Below are 19,655 nucleotides of genomic sequence, written 5' to 3'. Positions count from 1 at the left end.
TCACCAGCGCAGCCCAAAATCCCGTTTCGTACTCTTGTCGGGATTTTGGAGCGCTCTTTTTCCCGCTATGAGTACGAAACGGGGTTCTCTAGACGGCGCCCGCGGGGGTTGGGGTGTGCGGGCGGGTGTAGGGCATGGGAAGAGTTTACCTGGTGTGCGGAGTGCGGGCGGGGCTTGCGGGACACGGGCTAGTCGGTTGTGCTCCGGGTTAGGTTGTCGGGATGGAGCAACGGGATGTGCACTTGCGGGGGCGGCGTTTCTCCTATGTGGACTTCGGCGGCGACGGCGAGCCGATCGTGGCCCTGCACGGGACTTTTGGCCGAGGTCGAACCTTCGCCGATCTGGCGAGCCGCCTCGCGCCCGCCTACCGGGTGATCGCGCTCGACCAGCGCGGGCACGGGCTCTCGCAGCGCGGCGGGGCGTTCGGGCGGGACGAGTTCGTCGGGGACACGGCCGAGTTCATCCGGCACCTCGGTCTACAAAGGACGATCGTACTCGGGCACTCGCTCGGCGGGGTGAACGCCTACCAGCTCGCGGCGCGGCACCCGGAGCTGGTGCGCGCGCTCGCGGTGGCCGACATCGGCGCGGTGACGGACTCGACCGAAGTGCCGAACCCGATCGTCGACGTCAGCGGGTGGCCGCGCACGGCCGCGAGCCGGGAGGAGCTGGAGGCCTCCTACCTCGAACTCGGCCTGCCCGCGCCCGACTACTTCCTGGACAGCGTCGTCGAGGAGGACGGGCAGTGGCGGATGGCCTTCGACCACGACGACATGATGGCGACGCAGCACTGCAACCTCGGGAGCTGGTGGGAGGACTGGACGTCCTCGACGTGCCCGGCGCTGCTCGTCCGCGCCGCCAACAGCTCGCTGCTGTTGCGGGCGATGGCGGAGCGGATGGCGCGGCAGCGGCCGGACACCACGTTGGTCGAGCTGCCCGGAACGGGTCACTGGCTGTACCAGGACGACCCGGCCGGGTTCGCCCTTGCCGTGGAACGGTTCCTCAGCCGCGCAGCTCGCTGAGCAGCGACTCGATCTGCTCGCGCTGGCCCGCCGCCTCCTCCGGCACCTCGTCGAGGGCGGCGGTCAGCACGGTGATCGCCTCCTCGCGGCGGTCCAGGTTGGCCAGCAGCCTGCCGCGCAGCACCTCGGCGATGGTGGCCTCCACGTTCGCGCCCAGCTCGCGGAAACCCTTGATGGCGACCAGGGTCCGGTTGAGCGCGACCCCGAACTCGCCGACGTTGGCGAAGATCCGCGCGCCGTCGTAGTTGACCAGGGTGCGCTGCCAGAGCGCGTGCGGGTCGCCTTCGGGCAGGGTGGACGCGAGACTGTCCGCTGTGGACAGTTCGGCCATGCTGCGTTCCATGTTCTGCGCCCAGTGCCAGGAAAGCGCGGCTTCCCTGCGGTTGGCGATCTCCTCCAGCTGCATGTCCCCCGCCGCGTTGCAGGCATCGGCCGCCGCGCCGTAGTGCGCCCCGGCCTCCCCGTCGCGGTCGAGCCGGTCCAGGATCACGCCGCCGTTGGTGAACATCTGCGCCGCGCCCTGCATGTTGCCCGTGCTGACGAAGTGCGCCGCGACCTGGCCGAGCAGGTCGACGGCCTGGCCGGGCTGCCCGAGCATCTCGTACGCCTTGGCGAGCAGGAACCGCGCGCGGAAGTTCTCCTCCGCGTCGCCGGAGCGCTCCAGCACCGGCAGCGCCTCCTCGGCCGCGTCTGCGGCATCGGAGAACTGCTCGTTGTTCAGCGCGGCGGCGGCGAGGTCCACGCGCACGTTGGCGGCGTGCACGGGCTCACCGGCGTTGCTGAACACCGCGACCGCGTCGGTCAGGTGCTCCACCGCGTTGCCGAAGCGGTCCTGGTCCAGCGCCACGCGGCCCCTGGTGTGCAGCACCGCGGCGCGCAACAGAGCCGAAGTGCTGTGCGCGGCTTCGGCGAGCAGCGCGTCCGCGGTGTCGAACTCGCCCGCGCCCGCGCGCAGGTTGGCGGCCATGAACTGCGCCTGGCGCAGCCGGTCCGTGCCGGAAACGCCGCTGTACAAGGAGATCGCGCGCTCTGCTGTCGCCATGGCGTCCGGCATCTCGCCGCGCTGCACGAGCAACGGGACCTTGCCGAGGACGATGTCCGCGGTCAGCTCGGGATCACCGGCGGGCTCGGCGAGCTTTTCCGCGCGCGCCAACAACTCCCACGCCTCGTCGAACTCGTTGCGCAGCTGGTGGCAGGTCGCCAGGCGGGACAGCGCGCGGACGAGCTGATGGGTCTCTCCCTTGTCCGCCAAGCGGTCCACGGCCTCGGCGGCCATCGGCAGGCCCTCTTCGCCGCGGCCGAGCAGGCAGCGGATCATGCCGATGCGGCTGCGCACGGACAGCGCGAGCACCTCGTTGCCCGCCTCGGTGAACAGCTCCAACGCGCGCAACCAGTGCCGCTCCGCCTCCTCGGGCTCTTCGCGCGCGGCGTGCGCGCCGAGCCCGGTCACCCGGCGCGCGAGCAGCAGCGTCGAGGGTTCCGGGCACAGCTCGTCGAAGCGCTCCCAGGCGCGCAGCGAGGCATCGTCGTTGTCCCGCAAGAACTCCAGCTCCGCGAGGTCGGCGAGCTCGGCTGGGTCCACAATGGAATCAAGAGAGCTCGTCGGCAGCGGCTCGGGCTCGGTCTCCTCCAGCAGCTCCGCACGGCGGGCCACGCCGGACAGCGGGAGGTACTCCACGATCGGCGCGCCCTCGATGAGGAGGCGGACGCGCTCGCTCTGCTCGGAGGTGCCGTTGCGGGCGTCGAAGCGCTCCGCGATGGCGCGCGCCCGGTCCACCAGCTCCGACAGCAGGTCGCGGACCTCGACCTCGCTCTCCTGGCGCTGCACCGTGATGTCCTCGTAGCCCGCCTCGACGAGCTGGCCGAGCAGGTTCGCCGCGCAACCGCAGAACCACATCTCCGCCATCGGCGTCGGCGGCTCCTCCAGCCAGCCGATGTGCCGCTCCAGCAGTTCCAGGCCGCGGGAATGGTTGCCGGTCAACGCGCAGAAGCGGATGTGCGTGCCGATCGCGTGCAGCTCGCCGCGGTCGTGCTGGAGGGCGCGGTAGGCCCTGCGGTGGGCGTCGACCGCTTCCTCCAGCCTGCCGGTGCGCAGGTAGGGCAGCAGCAGGTTGGTCAGGATGCCCTGCGGCTGCTCCGTGCAGTCCCCGTCGCTGACCAAGCCGGGCCGCGCGACCGCGATGGCCTCCTCGTCCATGCCGAGGCGCACCATGTGGTTGACCTTCGAACTCGGCTCGCAGCGCTCGCAGTCCGACATCTCGTCACGCGGGCTGGCGTTCCACAACCGGTACTGCTCGCGCGCGGTGTCCAGGTCGCCGACGTGCCGCGCCAGCATCTCGCGGCGCTGGTGCACCGGGTTCATCCCGTGCCCGGCGATCTTGTAGCGCCGCTCCATGTCGTCGAGCACCGCGTGCGCCCGGTCCAGCGGCACCTCGGGGAAGGTGGTCAGCGATCCCACGATCCACTTGAAGTACCAGAACAACTGGTGGTCGAAGCGTGGGTCCGCCTCGCCGCGGTCGTAGGCGTTGAGGCACCACGAGAACGTGACGAACGCCTTGCCCGGCTCCGCGCCGTACTGGTAGCAGCGGGTGGCCAGGATGCGGCCCGCGTACTGCAGGTCCTTCCACATGTTGGCGTCGGCGTGCCGGACGACCTCCTCGGCCGCGGCGGTCGCCGACGGGCCGAACGGCAGCCGCCACGCGGCCACCATCATCTCGTCGAGCTGCTGGTGCGTCATGCTCACGGCTTATCCTCCAGGGGGATGGTCTGGTCCAGCAGGCCATCCAAGAGACCAAGGAAAGAGCGGTTCAGCAGGGCGGCGTCGGCGGGGCGGATCGGGTGGTACCCGAGCAGCAACGCCTGGCCGTACAGGGATTCCACGGCGAGGGCGACCTTCTCCGGCTCGCGGAGCGAGCACACGCGGCGCACGAGTGCGTTGCGGTGGTTGAGCACCAGCTGCGGGCGGTCGTCGGCGGGCTTGTCGAAGGCGGCGAGCACTCCGGCCCACAGCTCGTCCACTCTGTCCTTTGTGGACCGAAGCTCGGCCTGGAACGCGGCGGAGCGGTCCACCAGGTACAGCACCGGCAACGAAGCGGGCTCGAAGGACCGCAGCACGACCTCGCAGCCGAGCTGGTCCATGGCGCGCTGCGCCGCGGCGAGGAACGGCCGCAGCTCCAGCTCGGTCGCCGGCGGCAGCGAGTCGAAGCGGGTCATCAGGTCCGTCGGCTCCAGGCGCCGCACCGACTGCTCCGGGTCGATCAGCGGCAGCCTGGCGATGATCTCGGAGTCGTAGGTGTAGCCGCCGTTGACCACGGCGAGGCCCTGCGCGGCGGCGACCGCGGCCATCTGGCGGAAGTCGTCGGTGGTCAGCGTGTAGCGCACATCCCCGTGGCGGGCGCGGAAGTCCGCGAGCGTCATCCGGCCGACGTTGGTCTCCATCGGCATCCACTGCTCGACCAGCCGCAGCATCTCCTCGTCGTGCAGCGCGAGCGCCTTCACCCCGAGGTGGTGGATCTCCAGGAAACGGCCCAGCCGTGCGGGATCGGTGCGCGCCAAGCCGACCAGCCAGCCGCGCAGGTGCTCGCCCAGCGCTTCCCGCGTCGAGTCCAGCAGCCCGTCGGCGTAGAGCGCTTCACGGCTCGCGGTGGGCCGCAGCTCCCCCGCGTCGACCACGCAGCGCGCGAAGAACGCCCAGCCCGGCAGAAGGCTGTCCGCGCTCTCCGTCAGCAGCATCCGCTTGAGGTACACGCGGTGCCCGGCGTGCTCGGCCGGATTCGCCGGGAATGGCAGCACGTACGCGACACCGGTCAGCCCCGCCTCGGGCACGTTCAGGTCGATCACGTCGAACGGCGTGAAACCGAGGACGTCCTGCGCGTAGCCGACAAGATCGGCCATGCGCTGCCCCGGAGCGCGATCGTCCTTGCGCCACGGGGTTCCCGCACCGCTGATCGCCTTGCCCTGCACCGTGACCGTGAACGGCAGCAGCGATCCGAAGAGCGCGCACAGGTCCGTGACGGTCTCCTCGGCGAACCACTGCTCGGCGCCTTCCCGCGCCGTCAGCTCCACCGTGGTCCCCGGCAGCTCGCGCTCGGCCGGGCCGATCCGGTAGGTGCCGTCCGCGCGGCCGATCCACTCCACGGCCTGCCCGCCCTCGACGGAACGGGTGAGCACGTGGACCTCGTCCGCGACGAGGAACGCCGACAGCAGGCCGATCCCGAACTGGCCGAGGAACTCGTGCCGGGCGAAACCGAGCTCGTCGCGCTTGGAACTGCGGCCGATCGTCGCCAGCAGCTCGTGCACCTGCTCCTCGGTCAGGCCGATGCCCGAGTCGGTGACCGTCAGGGTCCGGCCGGTGACCCGCACGGCGATCTCCGCCGGGGCCGCCTCGTCGGCCGCGCGCCGGGCAGTGACCGCGTCGACCGCGTTCTGCAGCAGTTCCCGCAGGTAGACGCGGGGGCTGGAGTAGAGGTGGTGGCTGAGCAGGTCAACGACGCCGCGCAGGTCGACTTGAAAGGTGCGGTTCACAGTCGCCTACCCTAGGTGCTGCGCCCCCGCTCAGGTCCCCGTTTTCAGCTTCTCCAACACCCACGACGCCACCCGGTCCGACGCCGTGCACGGCTGCTCGTAGTCCGGGTTCGGCTTGTGCGCGATCACTCCTGCCCTGAAGGCGACCGACTTGGCGATCCCCACCGCCGTGTCACATGAACCGATCGGCGTTGTCCGCCCAACCGGCTTCGCGTTGTCGGTGTTGACCGCCGGATAGCCACCGATCGCGGTCTCCTTGAAGTAGCCGAGATCGCGCCGGTGGTACGCCGAGTCCAACCCGTCGGAGTAGGTCATCAGGGTCACCGAGATACCGGTGTCCATCGACTTGTCAGCTTCCCATCTGCATCTGGGACCGATGACCTCCGTGGTCGCCTTACCTGGGTCCGTGGTGATGCCGATCGACGCCAACTGCTCACGCGAAAGGAGATCACAGGGCTTGGCGAGGAACTTCTCGAACGACAACGTGGGCTGAGTGATCGGCGGCGGAACCGTGCTGTCGGGACCTCTGACCACTTCCGTCGGCTCCCCGGCGGTGACCGGAGCGCATCCGGCCAGAACCAGCACGGAGCAGATCGCCCAGCGCCGCATCACACCCCCCGGCCGAACTTGCGACGGTTGCGTTCTTCGGCGTCCCGGTAGATCTTCGGCGACGTCTCCAGCTTCTCGATCAACGTGTCCAGCTGCGCGATCCCCGCCTTGTTCGCCCAAGCGTAGCCACCTGGCTCATCACCCAGCCTCCGCATGATCACGTCGCAAGCGGCGATGCTGTACGGATCTCCGTCAGGCATAGGCACATACCTGAGATCCTTGTGAAGGTCGCTGAGTTCGGCGAGCTTGGCGCGCGCTTCGCGCAAGGCCTGGAGCAATCGTGGGGCGCCGTCCAGGTCGACGGTGTAGCCGCCGGACTCACCCACTCCGCCGACGCTGACCTGCGGAATCCCCACAGGTTCATAGCCGGGTCGGCCCCGTTCAGGATTTGTCCCCGCCACTGTCCCCACCCCTTTGCTGTGCGCACCCCGCAACGCACTAAAGCAGAGAGGCGGCACCCTGACCCGGCCGCGAGCGCGGAACGCGGCCGGGTCAGGGCCCCTGGCCGGGCCTCACCGGTCGGCAAGGACCCGCTCCGAGGCGAAGCGGTCGCGTGTGCCCTTACCGGTGCCGAGTGGCCCCATGAACAGTGCCCAGTGAACAGTGTCCAGCGCACCGGCCGCACGTGTCGGCCAGTACCCCAATCCCGTGTGCGGAACGGTTTCCCCTGGCGAAGATGACCACGCTACCGGCGAGCGGCGCGGGCGTGACAGCAGCGAACGGGCGAACGTGGACGGGCGGGATTCGCCCCCTCGCACCCTTCTCTCCGGAAAGCGTTCACCGGTGCCCGCTGAGCGGGCAGTCGGCGCCGCGGGGCAGACTGCTCGCGATGCTCAGCACAGCCGACGGCCTCGTCCTCTCCCCGACCGACCTGGTCGACCTGATGGAGTGCGATCACCGGAGCCTGCTCGCCCACGCGCTCGCGACGGGCGTGCGCGGGGCGCCGCGGCCGGACCCGGGTGGGGCGCAACTGGTCGCCAAGCACGGGCTCGCGCACGAACAGGCGGTGCTGCAACGTTTTCGCGCCCGCCACGGTGCCGGGGTCGTGGAGATCGACCAGCCCGCTCCGACGCCGGGCGCGCTGGCCAAGGCGGCCGAGGAGACCCGGGACGCGCTGAAGGCGGGCGCGCTCGTGGTGTACCAGCCGGTGTTCTACGACGACGGCTTCTACGGCCACGCCGACTTCCTGGTACTGACCAGCACCGGTGAGTACGAGCCCTACGACGCGAAGCTCGCCCGGCACGCCCGCCCGGCCGCGGTGCTCCAGCTGACCGCCTACGCGGACGCGCTCGCGCGGGCGGGGCATCCGGCCGGGCCGGACATGCACCTCATGTTGGGCGACGGCACGCAGCACACCTTGCGGGTGGCGGATTTCCTGCCGCTGCTGACACATCTGCGGTCGCGGTTGCGCGAGTGCCTGGCCAAGCCGGTGGAGCTGCCGGAGCGGCTGTGGGCGGACGAGCGGCCCGCGTGCGCCTCCTGCCGCTTCGCCAAGCACTGCGAGGCCGGGCGCACCGAGGCCCGCGACCTCTCCCTGGTGGCCGGGATGCGCACCGATCAGCGGCGCAAGCTCGTCACCGCCGGGATCGACACGATCGACGCGTTGGCCACCGCGACGCCGGAGGACCGACCGTCCACATTGTCCATCGCGACGTTCACCGGGCTGCGCGCGCAGGCCACGATCCAGATCCGGCAGGACGCGACGCGCACCGAGGACGACCCGGTCGGCGAGGTCACCTACGAGATCGTCTCGCCGGACGCGTTGGCGGAGCTGCCCGCGCCGAGCCCCGGTGACGTCTTCTTCGACATGGAAGGCGATCCGTACGCGCTGGGCGGCACGGGCTTGGAGTACCTGTTCGGCGCGGTGACCGGCGCCGACGAGGACTTCACCCCGTTCTGGGCGCACACCCGGGCGCAGGAGAAGAAGGCGTTCGAGGACTTCGTCGACTTCGCCCGCGAGCGCTTGGCCGAGCACCCGGGCGCGCACGTCTACCACTACGCCCCATACGAGACTTCGGCGCTGAAACGCTTGGCAGCACTGCATTCCACGCGCGAGGACGAGGTCGACGAGCTGCTCCGCGCTGGCGCGCTGGTCGACCTGTACGCCGTGGTGCGCAAGGCATTGCGGGTTTCGCAGCGGTCGTACTCGATCAAGTACCTGGAGCCGCTGTACATGCCGACCTCGCGGGCGGGCGACGTGCAGACCGCGGCGTCGAGCATCGAGGCGTACGAGGACTACCTGTCGCTGTTGGAACACGAGCCGGAGCGGGCCGCGTCGGTGCTCGCGGCGATCAGCGACTACAACGAGTACGACTGCGTGTCCACGCACCGGTTGTACGAATTCCTGTTGCGGGTAAGGGAAGGAGCGGGGATCGAGCCCGCGCGCGCCATCGAACTGTCCTCTTTGGACGCCGCGATCGAGTCGGCCAACGACGAGCAGGCGGCGGCCCGTCGAGCGGAGCGCGCGGCGCGGCTCGCGGCCATCGTCGAACCGCTGGTCGAGGATCTCCCGGACAATCCCGCGCTGGCCAGCGACGACGAGCGCGCCCGGGGGCTGCTCGCGGCGGCGGTCGGCTACCACCGCAGGGAGACCAACCCGGCGTGGTGGGACTTCTTCCGCCAGGTCGCCGCGCCCGTGCCGGACCTGGAGTCCGACAGCAAGTGCGCGGTGCCGATCTCCGTGGCGGTGGCGGACTGGACGATGCCGTCCGGGCGGATCAGGACCGCGAAGCGGCTGGTGCGCGCCTCCTGCGATCCCGAGCGCCCGCACCCGTTCACCGTCGGCGACAAGGTGCGCCTGCTCTACCAGGGGTGGACGCGCGACGCGGAGGTGCAGGAGGCGGGCTCGGACACCCTGGTCCTCCAGGAGAGCGCCCAGCCGACCGATCTCGATCAGCGCGCCGTGCCCGTCGCGGTGCTGCCGGGGAGCCCGGTCCGGCCGAGCCCCAAGGACGAGGCGGTGGCCGAGCTCGCGGAGCAGGTCGTGGAACTCCTCCCGCTGCTCCCCGCGCACCCGGGCGTGGACCTCCTGAGCCGCACGCCGAGGCTGCGCGGAGGACGGCCGCTGCCCCCGCCCGGTCCCGACCTCGTCGAGACCGTGATCGGCGCGGTGGACCTGCTGGAGAACTCGGTGCTGGCGGTGCAGGGGCCACCCGGCGCGGGCAAGACGTACCTCGCCGGGCGGCTCATCGCGCACCTGGTCGGCAACGGCAAGAAGGTCGCGGTGACCTCCACCAGCCACAAGGCGGTGGAGAACGTGCTCGGCGCGGTGCGGCGGACGGGTGCCGCGGTGCCCTCGGCGAAGCGCCCGAAGAAGGCGGCCGATCCGGCGAACCCTTGGGAGCAACCGAAGAGCACCGCCGCGCTGGCGAGCTGGCGGGCCGATCACCCGGGCGGCCACCTGGTCGGCGGGACCGCGTGGACGTTCGCGAACTCGGCACTGCGCGCCGACCCCTTCGACGTGCTGATCATCGACGAGGCGGGGCAGTTCGCGCTGGCCGACGCGCTCGCGGTGTCGATGTGCGCCCGCAACCTGGTCCTGCTCGGCGATCCGCAGCAGCTGCCCCAGGTCGTCCAGGGCACGCACCCGGCGGGGGCGGACGCCTCGGCGCTGGGGCACCTGATCGGGGAAGCCGACGTGATCCCGCCGGGGCTCGGCTACTTCCTGGACCAGTCCCGCCGCATGCACCCCGAGGTCTGCCGCCCGGTGTCGGAGCTGTCCTACGCGGGCCGACTGCACGCCCACCCGTCCGCGGCGGCCCGCGCGCTGGCCGGTGTCCCGGCCGGGCTGCACCTGCACCCGGTGGACCACCGCGACAACATCACCAGTTCGGTCGAGGAGGCGCGCGCCGTGGCGGCGATCGCGGCCGACGTCGTCGGTCGAACGTGGACCGACGGCGAGCCGCGCCCGCTGACCGCGGCCGACGTCATGGTGGTGGCGCCGTACAACCTCCAGGTCCGCGTGGTGCGCCGGGAGCTGGAGGCGGCGGGGCTCGGTGACGTGCGGGTGGGGACGGTGGACCGCTTCCAAGGTCAGGAAGCGCCGGTGGTGATCGCGACGATGACCTCGTCGACGGCGGTGGACCTCCCGCGCGGGCTGGAGTTCCTGTTGTCCCGCAATCGGTTGAACGTGGCGCTTTCCCGCGCCCAGGCGGTGGCGGTCCTCGTGTGCTCGCCGCGGCTGCTGGAGGCCGACATCCGCACCGTGGACCAGATGAGGTTGATCTCCGGGATGCTCGGCCTGCTGGCCAATACCACTTCGTGGCCGGGTGTTCATTCCTCGAAAGAGTGACAGTCGAACAATGTGACGCGGGCTACGCCGCGCAAACGTTGCCCTATTCCGGATGATCTAGCGAGAGCGATTTCATTTCGGTTCAGACAAAACAAGAGCCCCGTCCGCGCATCGGTGGCGGAGGGGCTCGGGCAACGAGCGGGGGTTCCGTCAGAAGGCGGTCGGCCAGGCGGCGGCGCGGGGGCGGCGCGAGGCGGGCTCGGGCGCGAGCGGGCGGCGGGACCTGGGGGAAGTGACGACCCCACTGGTGAACCAGGGGTTGCCCTGCTCGCGGGTCTTGGCGGCGACGCACGCGAGGAAACAGCTCGCGTTCTCGCATTGGGACCGACAACTCGCGCCCTGCCGGGAAACGCGCGCCGGGTTCATGTTCGACTGGTGGCTACCCATTGTTCTCACTCCTCTTTTCCGCCCCCCATTGCGTTCGACGCACAAAAGGTGACAGGAATCGAGAGCAGCGTCAAGCAACCTTGACCTTCGCTTGATAACACTTGATCTGCTTTTGATTAACCGTCTCGGCGAAATGTAAAACAGGTCACTTTTAAGGCGTTAATACGAGTTCTACTCGAAAGTAACCCGCTGTACACCCAGGTGAACACGTCCGGCCCCGCGAGCGGGAAGCGGGGGTGGGGCGAGCCCTTGCGGCGGTCCACCACCACCCCCGAACGCCGCACCAGGTCGTCGGCCACGTCGAGGAAGTCAGCCATCAGGCCAGTGTGACGACCTCGTCGTAGTCGAGCCGGGGCAGGCGGTCGAACCACGCGCCCTCGCCCGGCTTGCCGATGTTCACCACCATGATCGACCGGTGGCGGCCGTCGGCGAAGAACTCGCCGTCGACGCCCGCGCGGTCGAAGCCGCCCATCGGCCCGGCGGCCAGCCCCGCCGCGCGGACGGCGAGCAGGAAGTAGCCCGCCTGGAGCGCCGAGTTGAACTCGGCCGTGTGCGTGCGCGCGGCGTCGTCGCCCGCGAAGTACTCGCGCATGCCCTCGCGGATCGGGAACAGGTGCGGCATGTGCTCGTGGAACGCGGAGTCGGCGGCGAGCACCGCGACCACGGGCGCCGTTGCGGTTTTCGCCTGGTTCCCCTCGCTCATGTGCGGGATCAGCCGGGCCTTGGCCTCCTCGGTGCGCAGGTAGACCACGCGCAGCGGGTTGCTGTTCATCGCCGTGGGCGCCCACTTCGCCAGTTCCCAGATCGCGCGCAGCGTCTCGTCCGACACCGGTTCCGGGCTGAACGCGTTGGCGGTGCGCGCCTCGGTGAACAGCAGCTCCTGCGCGGCCTTGTCCAGTTCCATCCAGGGCTCTCCCCGTGCTCGACCGGATCGGTTATCCGGAGTCACTACGGAAAACGTAGCACTACTAGATTCGAAGTGGCTACCGGTTCAGTAGTTCAGATAGGCTGAGCCCGTGCCCAGAGCCCACAAGGACGCGCGGACCTGCGACGGGGCGCTGGCGCGCGCCTTCGACTTCCTGGGCAAGCGGTGGAACGGCGTGATCATCGGCACGCTCTCGCACGGCCCGGCCGGCTTCGCCGAACTGAAGCGCGCGATCACCGGGATCAGCGATTCGATGCTGTCCGACCGGCTCACCGAACTGACCGCGGCGGGGCTGCTGAGCAGGGAAGTCACCCCCGGGCCGCCGCTGTCGGTGAGCTACCGGCTGACGTCAAGCGGCGAGAACCTGCTGCCGGTGCTGGAAAGCCTGGCGGACTGGGCGGCGGCGAACCTGCCGGAGAAGAAGTGCCGTGAGGCCATCAAATAGTCTGGACGTCGAACGACCTCGGCTGACCAGAAGGACGATCGATGACCGACGCAGTGATCACCGGCCTTGGCGCGACCACTCCGCTCGGCGGTGACGTCGCCTCCACATGGGCGGGATTGCTGGCCGGGCGCTCCGGCGCCGCAGCGCTGACCGACGAGTGGGCCGAACCGCTCAAGGCGCGCATCGCCGCCCGGATGGCGCAGGAGCCGACCGAGAAGATCGACCGCGTGGTCGCCCGCAAGATGGACCGCTCCACCCAGGCCGCGCTCGTCGCGGCGCGGGAGGCGTGGGCGGACGCGGGTCTCGCCCTGTCCGAGAACGGGGGTGCCGTCGCCCCCGACCGGCTCGCGGTCGTGGTGGCCACCGGCATCGGCGGGATCAACAGCCTGCTGGAGAACGAGGAGGCGTTGCGCACCAAGGGGCCGCGCCGGGTCTCCCCGCGCATGATCCAGATGATCATGCCCAACAGCAGCGCCGCCGTGATCAGCCTGGAGTTCGGCGCGCGGGCCGGGGCGATCACGCCGGTCAGCGCCTGCGCGTCCGGGGCCGAGGCGGTGGCGCACGCGCTGGACCTGATCCGGCTGGGCCGCGCCGACGTGGTGATCGCGGGCGGTACCGAGGCGTGCGTGAACCAGCTGACCATGGCCGGGTTCGGCCAGGCGCAGGCGCTCTCGACGCGCAACGACGAGCCGGAGACCGCCTCGCGGCCCTTCGACAAGACCCGCGACGGGTTCGTGCTCGGCGAGGGCTCGGCGGTGCTGGTCATCGAGCGCGCCGAGTTCGCCGCCGCTCGCGGCCGCACCCCGTACGCGAGGCTGGCCGGGGCGCGGGTCACCTCCGACGCCTACGACATGGTCGCGCCCGCCGAGGAGGGCCAGGTCCGCGCGATGCGGCACGCGCTCGCCGAGGCCGGACTGTCCGAAAAGGACATCGTGCACGTGAACGCGCACGCCACGTCCACGCCGACCGGTGACGGGAACGAGGCGCGCGCGATCCACGAGGTGTTCGGCGACGCCGCGCTGGTGTGCGCGACCAAGTCGATGACCGGGCACCTGCTCGGCGCGGCCGGTGCGCTCGAAGCGCTGGCGACGGTGCTTTCGGTGCACCACGGGGTGGTTCCGCCGACGCCGACCCTCAACGACCCCGACGACGATCTGCCGGTCGAGGTGACCAGGGCCGAGGCGCGGCACATGGAGGTTCCCGCCGCGCTCAGCAACTCCTTCGGGTTCGGCGGTCACAACACCGCGCTGGTCTTCTCCTCCGTCTGACGCCGTGGTTGGTGCGTCTTCAAGTACCCCGCACCCAGGTCCCAGCGGTCGCAAACGGTGGTGAACCCGGCGCGCACGTCGAGGTATGCGGCGGTTTGCGACCGCTGTGGTGGGGGTGCGGGGTACTTGAAGACGGGGGAACCGCGCTGGGCCTGATGTGGACTGTCCGATGTGGACTGTTTAGTGCGGGTTGTTCGCGTGGGTCAGGGTGTTCCACGCGACGAAGAGGTTGTTGGTGCCTTCGGGGCGCTGTTGTTCGATCAGCCGTTGGGTGTTGCTCATCGGGATGCCCAGCCGGTTGGCGAGCGCGTTGTGACCGACCTCCAGCACCGGGCCGAGGCCGCGCTTGACGCTGCCGCCGCACAGCCATGACGGCACGGCCTCGCCCAGCTGGTACCTGGCGTGCAGCCCCATCGCGTGCCGCAGCCGGTCCCGGACCTCGGCGTAGAGGTCCTGGCCCTGGTGCCGCGCGGTCTCGGCGAAGTTCGCGATGGAGGCCAGTCCGTACCCGGTGTGGGTGAAGTCGCGGCAGGTCTCCTGGCTCAGGCCGTCCACGAACGTGCTCTGGTCGTGCCAGTAGGCGATGATCTCCGGCCGGGTGTCGATGCCGGAGCCGGGCGGTGTCTTCGGCAGCGCGCCGTCGCCGGTCAGGTAGATGAAGGCGGGGACACGGGTGCGAAAGATGCCGACCGCGCGGTCGTAGGCGGCCCGGTCCTCGGTGAACACGGCGATCCCGAGCGTCGCCTCCATCATGGTCAGTTCCCAGTTGCCGTTGGTGTTCGCGCGTCCGTTGATCACCTCGGGCAGGTAGACCGAGCGCAGCATCGTGGCGAACCGCCCGGCCCCCGGCCAGCTCGTATAGGTGTGCCGGACGATCTCCGCCGCCCTGGTCCACGAGGAGGCCGACCACGCGGTCTGCAACGGCGCGTTGGAGTTGGTGTGGTCCCGGATCACCGCCGACCACGCGTCCATGATCGCGATGGCCTTGTTCGCGTACTTCGCGTCCTGCGTGAGGTACCAGGCGAGGGAGAGCGTGTACGCGGCGATCGCGTCCTCGCGCTCATCGGTACAACCGTTGTTGGGCTTGGAATAAGGCCCGCATTCCACGACGGCGCGCGGTTTCGGGGTGCGTGACAACGACGCGTAGGGGCTGGCGAGCAGGCGGTCGAAGGCGGTGCGCCACGGCTGTGCCCCCGCGTTCACCTTGCCCCGGACGAAGTCCAGTTGTGGCTTGCTGACCAGCACCCCCGGGTGCTGGAAGACCGGCGGAGCCGCGACCGCGGGCGGCGTCATGATCAGCGCCGTTATGGCGGCGAGAGCGATGGAGAACAGTCTTCGCGCCGGACTGGGCATGGTGCTCCTCGCATTGCTTCGGCTGCGGCGGCGCGGTGCCCTCCAGGATGTGTGGGCCCCCCAGGGTGTGCCGTCGACGGCCACGACGACAAGCGCCCATATTGACGAATGCCATTCATATTCGTGAAATGTTCCACCTTCGACCCATGTCTTTCCAGCACGGAAACCGCTTGGCTGCCCGGCATGACGTTCTCGGTTGCCATCGAGTTCCACGGTGGCCGGTGCTCGCTGGTGCTCGACGACCACGCGCTGACCCCGGTAACGGAGCCGTACGTGTTCACCGACCTCGTCGTCGCGGTCGCGGACCTGGCCGAGGGCAGGCGCAGCGTCAGCGTCCGCTGGTCGGGCAGTGCCTTCCTCGACATGTCGCTGGACCACATCGGCCACGTCGGCATCGCGGTGCACGGCTGCGTGGACGAGAGCCCGCGGCGCGGCGACCCGGAGTTCGCCACCCGGGTGCCCTTCGGCGACGCGATCATGACCTTCGCCAAGGCGTTGTGGCGCACGAGGGTGCGCTACGCCGACGACTTCGGCTTCATCGAGGAGTGGGGCTGGCTGGTGCCGAAGCACCACCTCGACGCGATCATGACGAGGGCCGGGCTACTCGGGTTCCACCCGCCGAGCCAGCCGGAACGCGAGCTGGGTCCTGCTGGTGCTGCCTGTCTTGGCCAACGCTCTGGAAAGGTGTTTCTTCACCGTGCCAAGTGAGATCCCCAGCTGCAGCGCGATCTCCTGGTTCGGGTGCCCCTCCGCGACCAGGCGGGCGACCAGGGCCTCGCGTTCGGTGAGCCCGTCGTCGCGCGTGTCCACCACCGCCGGGTGCTGGCGCAGGAAGGGCACCAGCATCTTGGACAGCTTGGCCAGCACGAGGCGCTCACGCGGACCGTTGTCGGTGTACGCGCACAGCCCGAGGCCGCCCCGCGCACCGGCGTCCGTCGCCGCGTGCAGCACGTCACCGACCCCTCGGCGGTGGACGTAGCTGTCGAAGTAGTCCCGCAACATCTCGTTGGCATCCGTGTCGAGCTGCGACGCCGCGACGACACCAGAGCGCATCATGCCGACGCTCACTCCAGGCCCGAGCGGGTGGTAATCGCCCCAGCGCTCCACCATCTCGTCCACCAGACCGGGGCGCACGTTGTGCGTGAAGCGGACCGTGCGCAGGCAGACCCGGCCCGCGCGGAAGTCGCTGAAGTCCGTGGGGGACAACTGGAAGATGAGCGAACGCCAGCCGAATTCTCTGGCCAGCTGTTCCACCAGGGTCGCGGAGAACCGCTCCGCGGTGTCCAGCCGCTCAACTGCCTCCAGGATCCGGAACATCGCGCGGTAGTCGGCCGCCTCCAGCATGCGCGGAGCCTAGCGCCGCCCTGAGCTGGGACCGTCTGGCCACGCCGAGCTTCGGGAAGATCTTGTGCAGGTGGTAGCCGACCGTGCGGGGGCTCAGGAACAGCCGCTCGCCGATCTCCCGGTTGCTCAGCCCGGCCGCCGCGAGCCGGGCGACCTCCCACTCCTGCGGGGTCAGCTCTCCCCCGGTCCGCCCGTTCGACGCTCCGCAGGCACGCAGTTCGGTCCGGGCGCGCTCGGCCCACGGCGCCGCGCCGAGCACGTCGAAGAGGTCCGCAGCCAGCCGCAGCGGCTCGCGCGCGTCCTTCACCTGCTTGTTCCTGCGCAGTTCCTGCCCGAGTTCCAGGGCTGTCCGCGCCCGGTCGAAGGGATGCGCTTCGGAGCGCTGCTGTGCTTGGCGCACAACGAGATCATGTGAGAGAACGGCCATGCGCTCCGTCGCGGCCTCGTGTTCGCCCAGCGCCTGGTCCAGCAGCGCGAGGGCCCAGGTCGCGCGCGCCGCCGCGAGGCGATCACGCACGGGCTGCGCCGCTCCGAGAGCCTTGGCGGCGTGTGCGCGGCACTCCCCCGCCTCGCCCCGTCCTGCGGCGAACAGGGCGAGCAGCGCGTGCGCGTTCGCCTCGCCGGGCCGCTGACCTGCGTCTTGGGCCGCGCGCAGGCTCTCTTGCGCGTGTGCGATCCCCTCGTCCCACAGCCCGAGGCGAAACTCCATCTCCGCCAGCCAGTACAGCGGGACGGCGTGGATCGCCAACATCCCGTGCTCGCGCAGGTCGGCGACGGCTTCCAGGCCGAACTCGCGCGCTTGGCGCAGATGCGGACCGCGCATGCTGATCGCCATCGGCACCAGCCACTTGTGCGCGCCGGAGCGCTTGATCGCCCCAGGGGCCGCGTCGAAGACCTGCCACGGCTCCGGGGCGTTGTCTCCCCAGGCGGCGAGCCAGCGGCCGAAGTTCCGGTACCCGGGGTCGGTCGCGCGCTCGGCGACCTCGTTCACGGTGGCGATCGCCTCGTCCAGCAGTCCGGCGTGGACCGCGGCGTCACCGGCGAGGAAGGCCAGGTCCGCCGCTTGCTCAGGATCGCTGTCCCACAAGGACTTCGCGGCTCTGGACAGGTACTCGAACGCGGTGACCTGATCGCCGCTGTAGCGCTCGATCAGCCCGCGCAGTCGCGTCGACACGCGCTCCGCGGCGACCAGCTCGGGATGACCTGACTTCCACGCCGCGTAGGTTGCCGCGGCGAGCCGCCTGTTTCGCGCTTCCGGGGTTCCGCTGAGACGTGCCGCTTCGGTCAGCACGGAGATCGACGCGGCCAATCCGCCACGCGAGGTGCATGACGCCGCGTCCGCTTCGAGTTCTGCGGCAAGGGATTCGTCGGTGTTCGGAGTGGCGAGCGCACGGTGCAGTCTTGCTGTCGAGTTGGTTTCCACTGTGGACAGTGCACTGTGGACTTTGCGACGGCGCTCCGCGCTCGCGGATCGGTACACGGCGGAGCGCATGAGCGGATGGGCGAACTCTGGCGGCTCGGGTAGCTCCAGTTCCGCACATGCGGCGACGATCGTCTCCGGTCGGCCCGCACCTTCGGCTGCCGCGACGAGCAAGGCATCTTGTTCCGGTTGGGACAACGCGGCTATGCGGTCAGCGAAGGCTTTCCGCAGGGCTTCCCCGAGCGGGACCGTGCCCGTGGCCAGCGCGTCGAGCACCGCGCGGTCCGGCTTCAGCTCACGGAGCGCGAGCGGGTTGCCGCCGGTGGCGCGGACGAGAACAGCGCGGGTGGCGGGCGCGAGATCGGGCAGGAGCCGCGCGGCGGCCTCGTCGTCAAGTCCGGTCAGGACGAGTTCCGGCAGGTCGGCGGTGTCCAGGTCCCGCACGCCGAACAGCATCGCGCTGCGGCTGCCGTCGAGGCGGCGCGCGGCGAAGAGCAGCGCCCGCATCGACGCGCGGTCCACGTTGTCCGCGTCGTCGATCACCACGACCTGGGGCTCGGCGGCTCGGAGCAGTGCGCAGACCGCCGCGCACACGAGTAGGTCGGTCGTCTCCCCCGTGCTCAGGCCGAGCGCGCGGCGCAGCGCGTCCGCCTGGGACTCCGGCAGCTCATCGAGGCGGTCCAGCAGCGGGCCGAGGAGCTGGTGCAGGCCGCTGAAAGCCAGTTCGACCTCGGCTTCGACGCCGCACGCGCGCAACGTCGCGGGCACCTCGGCCAGCAGCGTGCTCTTGCCGATCCCGGCAGGACCGCGCAGCACGAGGGCTCCCCCGTGCTCCAGGACCTCGTCGATCCGGCGCTGCTCGCGCTCCCGGCCGTGCATCACACCGCCCAGCGTAGTGATGACCGGTCACATCGACAGATGCCGCTCGCGCCCCGCGTGGTGAGGCTGGGCGCGTGGACGAGAACAAGACTTACAGCCGACGCCGCGTGCTCACCACCGGCGGCGTCGCCGCGGGCGCCGGAGCCGTCGCCGGGCTCGCCGCCGGTGTCGCCCTGGTGCAGGGCGGCGCGCCGACCCCGACGATCACGCCGTCGGCCGCGCGGCGCTACGCCGGGAAGGTCGTCGTGGTCACCGGCGCCACCAGCGGCATCGGCCGCGCCGCCACCGTGCGCTTCGCCGCCGAGGGCGGGAAGGTCGGCTTCTGCGGCAGGCGCGAGAACCTCGGCCGCGAGGTCGAGCGCGAGATCCGCGCGGCGGGCGGCGAGGCCATGTACGTGCGCGCCGACGTGCGGGTGGAATCGGAGGTCCAGCGCTTCGTCGATCGCGTCGCGTCGGCGTACGGCGGGCTGGACGTATGCTTCAACAACGCCGGTATCACCAACCAGAAACCCTTGCACGAGTTCACTTCCGGCGAGTGGGACGATGTGATCGGCACGAACCTGCGCGGCGTGTTCCTCTCGATGAAGTACCAGATCCCGCACCTGCTCCGGCGCGGCGGCGGGAACATCGTGATCACCTCCTCCGGCAACGCGAAGCTCAGCGGTACGGACCGAAGTGCTTACGCCGCTTCGAAGAGCGGGCTCGTGGGGCTCGTCCAGTCCGCCTCGCTCGACTACGCGATGCAGGGCATCCAGATCAACACGGTGTTGCCCGGCACCGTGAACTCCGAGTTCACGCGGCGCGTCGGCGGGGCCATGGACCTGCCGGACGCGGTGTGGGACGCCATGGCGGCGAACTGGGGGAAGTCGAACGTGCGCGGGCTGCGGCGGATGGCGACGCCGGATGAGGTGGCGGCGTTCGTGCTGACCATGGCTTCGGCGGATTTCCCTTATATGACCGGGTCTCATCTGGCGATCCACGGTGGCAACGGGACGCCTTGATGGTGTTCCTGGTTGGGTTTCCTGCTTGCGTGGCTGGGCTTCTTGCTTGCGTGGGCTGAGCTTCCAGCGGAGTTGGCCGGACTTCCAGCGTGGGGCGCTGGGCTTCCAGCGGTGGGTCGGCTTGACCTGGGGGCCCCTTGCGCGTGCCCTTGGGCCTCTCGGGGGCACGGGATGAAACCCCGGCCCTCGC

The 19,655-nt window shown here is 70.3% G+C and carries 16 protein-coding genes; 6 read left to right on the top strand and 10 right to left on the bottom strand.

Features of this window, described 5'->3' with window-relative positions:
* Positions 1-221 precede the first annotated feature (221 nt).
* A complete protein-coding gene (locus NLX83_RS32185) occupies positions 222-1,019 on the top strand; it encodes an alpha/beta fold hydrolase (protein WP_254238997.1) in 798 nt (265 codons plus the stop codon).
* Here NLX83_RS32185 and NLX83_RS32180 read toward each other — a convergent pair.
* Genes NLX83_RS32180 through NLX83_RS32165 form a run of 4 tightly spaced genes read right to left on the bottom strand, consistent with a single transcriptional unit; the run spans position 1,000 to position 6,478 of the window.
* A complete protein-coding gene (locus tag NLX83_RS32180) occupies positions 1,000-3,762 on the bottom strand; it encodes a tetratricopeptide repeat protein (protein WP_441296819.1) in 2,763 nt (920 codons plus the stop codon). The genes NLX83_RS32185 and NLX83_RS32180 overlap by 20 nt on opposite strands.
* Positions 3,759-5,543: an HSP90 family protein gene (locus tag NLX83_RS32175; protein WP_254238996.1), complete on the bottom strand. Its 1,785-nt coding sequence runs from the start codon at positions 5,541-5,543 to the stop codon at positions 3,759-3,761. The genes NLX83_RS32180 and NLX83_RS32175 overlap by 4 nt, the downstream gene beginning before the upstream one ends.
* Before the next feature lie 30 nt (positions 5,544-5,573).
* On the bottom strand, positions 5,574-6,152 hold the full coding sequence (locus NLX83_RS32170) for a DUF3558 domain-containing protein (protein ID WP_254238995.1): 579 nt from the start codon (positions 6,150-6,152) through the stop codon (positions 5,574-5,576).
* Entirely contained in the window at positions 6,152-6,478 is a 327-nt protein-coding gene (locus tag NLX83_RS32165; RefSeq protein ID WP_254238994.1) for a hypothetical protein, read from the bottom strand. The genes NLX83_RS32170 and NLX83_RS32165 overlap by 1 nt, the downstream gene beginning before the upstream one ends.
* 503 nt (positions 6,479-6,981) lie before the next feature.
* Here NLX83_RS32165 and NLX83_RS32160 point away from each other — a divergent pair.
* Positions 6,982-10,443 carry a TM0106 family RecB-like putative nuclease gene (locus NLX83_RS32160; protein WP_254238993.1) on the top strand — a complete coding sequence of 1,154 codons (3,462 nt, stop codon included), beginning with the start codon at positions 6,982-6,984 and terminating at the stop codon, positions 10,441-10,443.
* Positions 10,444-10,593: 150 nt separating this feature from the next.
* On the opposite strand, the gene NLX83_RS32155 is transcribed toward NLX83_RS32160, so the two are convergent.
* From NLX83_RS32155 to NLX83_RS32145, 3 genes are all read right to left on the bottom strand, one after another.
* On the bottom strand, positions 10,594-10,830 hold the full coding sequence (locus NLX83_RS32155; protein WP_254238992.1) for a hypothetical protein: 237 nt from the start codon (positions 10,828-10,830) through the stop codon (positions 10,594-10,596).
* Positions 10,831-10,946: 116 nt separating this feature from the next.
* Positions 10,947-11,147 (bottom strand): hypothetical protein, encoded by a 201-nt coding sequence (locus NLX83_RS32150; RefSeq protein WP_254238991.1) that lies wholly within the window; start codon positions 11,145-11,147, stop codon positions 10,947-10,949.
* Positions 11,147-11,734 carry a malonic semialdehyde reductase gene (locus NLX83_RS32145; RefSeq protein ID WP_254238990.1) on the bottom strand — a complete coding sequence of 196 codons (588 nt, stop codon included), beginning with the start codon at positions 11,732-11,734 and terminating at the stop codon, positions 11,147-11,149. The genes NLX83_RS32150 and NLX83_RS32145 overlap by 1 nt, the downstream gene beginning before the upstream one ends.
* A gap of 112 nt (positions 11,735-11,846) precedes the next feature.
* On the opposite strand from NLX83_RS32145, the gene NLX83_RS32140 reads away from it, so the two are divergent.
* Both NLX83_RS32140 and NLX83_RS32135 read left to right on the top strand, forming a co-directional pair.
* Complete coding sequence (locus tag NLX83_RS32140; protein WP_254238989.1) at positions 11,847-12,200, top strand: winged helix-turn-helix transcriptional regulator; 354 nt, start codon at positions 11,847-11,849, stop codon at positions 12,198-12,200.
* A 41-nt stretch (positions 12,201-12,241) separates the two neighbouring features.
* On the top strand, positions 12,242-13,468 hold the full coding sequence (locus NLX83_RS32135; RefSeq protein WP_254238988.1) for a beta-ketoacyl-[acyl-carrier-protein] synthase family protein: 1,227 nt from the start codon (positions 12,242-12,244) through the stop codon (positions 13,466-13,468).
* Between the two features lie 180 nt (positions 13,469-13,648).
* On the opposite strand, the gene NLX83_RS32130 is transcribed toward NLX83_RS32135, so the two are convergent.
* On the bottom strand, positions 13,649-14,761 hold the full coding sequence (locus NLX83_RS32130; RefSeq protein WP_374118838.1) for an alginate lyase family protein: 1,113 nt from the start codon (positions 14,759-14,761) through the stop codon (positions 13,649-13,651).
* Between the two features lie 243 nt (positions 14,762-15,004).
* Here NLX83_RS32130 and NLX83_RS32125 point away from each other — a divergent pair, with 243 nt between their 5' ends.
* Complete coding sequence (locus NLX83_RS32125) at positions 15,005-15,529, top strand: hypothetical protein (protein WP_254238986.1); 525 nt, start codon at positions 15,005-15,007, stop codon at positions 15,527-15,529.
* Here NLX83_RS32125 and NLX83_RS32120 read toward each other — a convergent pair.
* Positions 15,422-16,165, bottom strand: coding sequence for a helix-turn-helix transcriptional regulator (locus NLX83_RS32120; RefSeq protein WP_254238985.1), 744 nt, complete (start codon positions 16,163-16,165; stop codon positions 15,422-15,424). The two genes, NLX83_RS32125 and NLX83_RS32120, sit on opposite strands and share 108 nt — an antisense overlap.
* Positions 16,113-18,464, bottom strand: a complete 2,352-nt coding sequence (locus NLX83_RS32115) for a helix-turn-helix transcriptional regulator (protein WP_254239177.1) — start codon at positions 18,462-18,464, stop codon at positions 16,113-16,115. The genes NLX83_RS32120 and NLX83_RS32115 overlap by 53 nt, the downstream gene beginning before the upstream one ends.
* Positions 18,465-18,538: 74 nt before the next feature.
* On the opposite strand from NLX83_RS32115, the gene NLX83_RS32110 reads away from it, so the two are divergent.
* The gene (locus NLX83_RS32110; protein WP_254238984.1) at positions 18,539-19,465 is read left to right on the top strand and encodes an SDR family NAD(P)-dependent oxidoreductase; all 927 of its coding nucleotides are present in this window, start codon (positions 18,539-18,541) and stop codon (positions 19,463-19,465) included.
* The last annotated feature ends 190 nt before the right edge of the window (positions 19,466-19,655 follow it).

Origin of the sequence: Allokutzneria sp. A3M-2-11 16 (assembly GCF_024213555.1) — a bacterium.
GTDB lineage: Bacteria > Actinomycetota > Actinomycetes > Mycobacteriales > Pseudonocardiaceae > Allokutzneria.
The sequence above is the reverse complement of the archived record's forward strand: the minus strand, read 5'-3'. Positions and strand labels throughout refer to the sequence as shown.

What these genes read in the sequence shown, in the direction of transcription:
- NLX83_RS32185 (WP_254238997.1), top strand. Translation starts at nt 222, where the DNA reads ATGGAGCAACGGGATGTGCACTTGCGGGGGCGGCGTTTCTCCTATGTG.
- NLX83_RS32170 (WP_254238995.1), bottom strand. Translation starts at nt 6,152, where the DNA reads ATGCGGCGCTGGGCGATCTGCTCCGTGCTGGTTCTGGCCGGATGCGCT.
- NLX83_RS32160 (WP_254238993.1), top strand. Translation starts at nt 6,982, where the DNA reads ATGCTCAGCACAGCCGACGGCCTCGTCCTCTCCCCGACCGACCTGGTC.
- NLX83_RS32155 (WP_254238992.1), bottom strand. Translation starts at nt 10,830, where the DNA reads ATGGGTAGCCACCAGTCGAACATGAACCCGGCGCGCGTTTCCCGGCAG.
- NLX83_RS32150 (WP_254238991.1), bottom strand. Translation starts at nt 11,147, where the DNA reads ATGGCTGACTTCCTCGACGTGGCCGACGACCTGGTGCGGCGTTCGGGG.
- NLX83_RS32145 (WP_254238990.1), bottom strand. Translation starts at nt 11,734, where the DNA reads ATGGAACTGGACAAGGCCGCGCAGGAGCTGCTGTTCACCGAGGCGCGC.
- NLX83_RS32135 (WP_254238988.1), top strand. Translation starts at nt 12,242, where the DNA reads ATGACCGACGCAGTGATCACCGGCCTTGGCGCGACCACTCCGCTCGGC.
- NLX83_RS32130 (WP_374118838.1), bottom strand. Translation starts at nt 14,761, where the DNA reads ATGACGCCGCCCGCGGTCGCGGCTCCGCCGGTCTTCCAGCACCCGGGG.
- NLX83_RS32125 (WP_254238986.1), top strand. Translation starts at nt 15,005, where the DNA reads ATGACGTTCTCGGTTGCCATCGAGTTCCACGGTGGCCGGTGCTCGCTG.
- NLX83_RS32120 (WP_254238985.1), bottom strand. Translation starts at nt 16,165, where the DNA reads ATGCTGGAGGCGGCCGACTACCGCGCGATGTTCCGGATCCTGGAGGCA.
- NLX83_RS32115 (WP_254239177.1), bottom strand. Translation starts at nt 18,464, where the DNA reads ATGCACGGCCGGGAGCGCGAGCAGCGCCGGATCGACGAGGTCCTGGAG.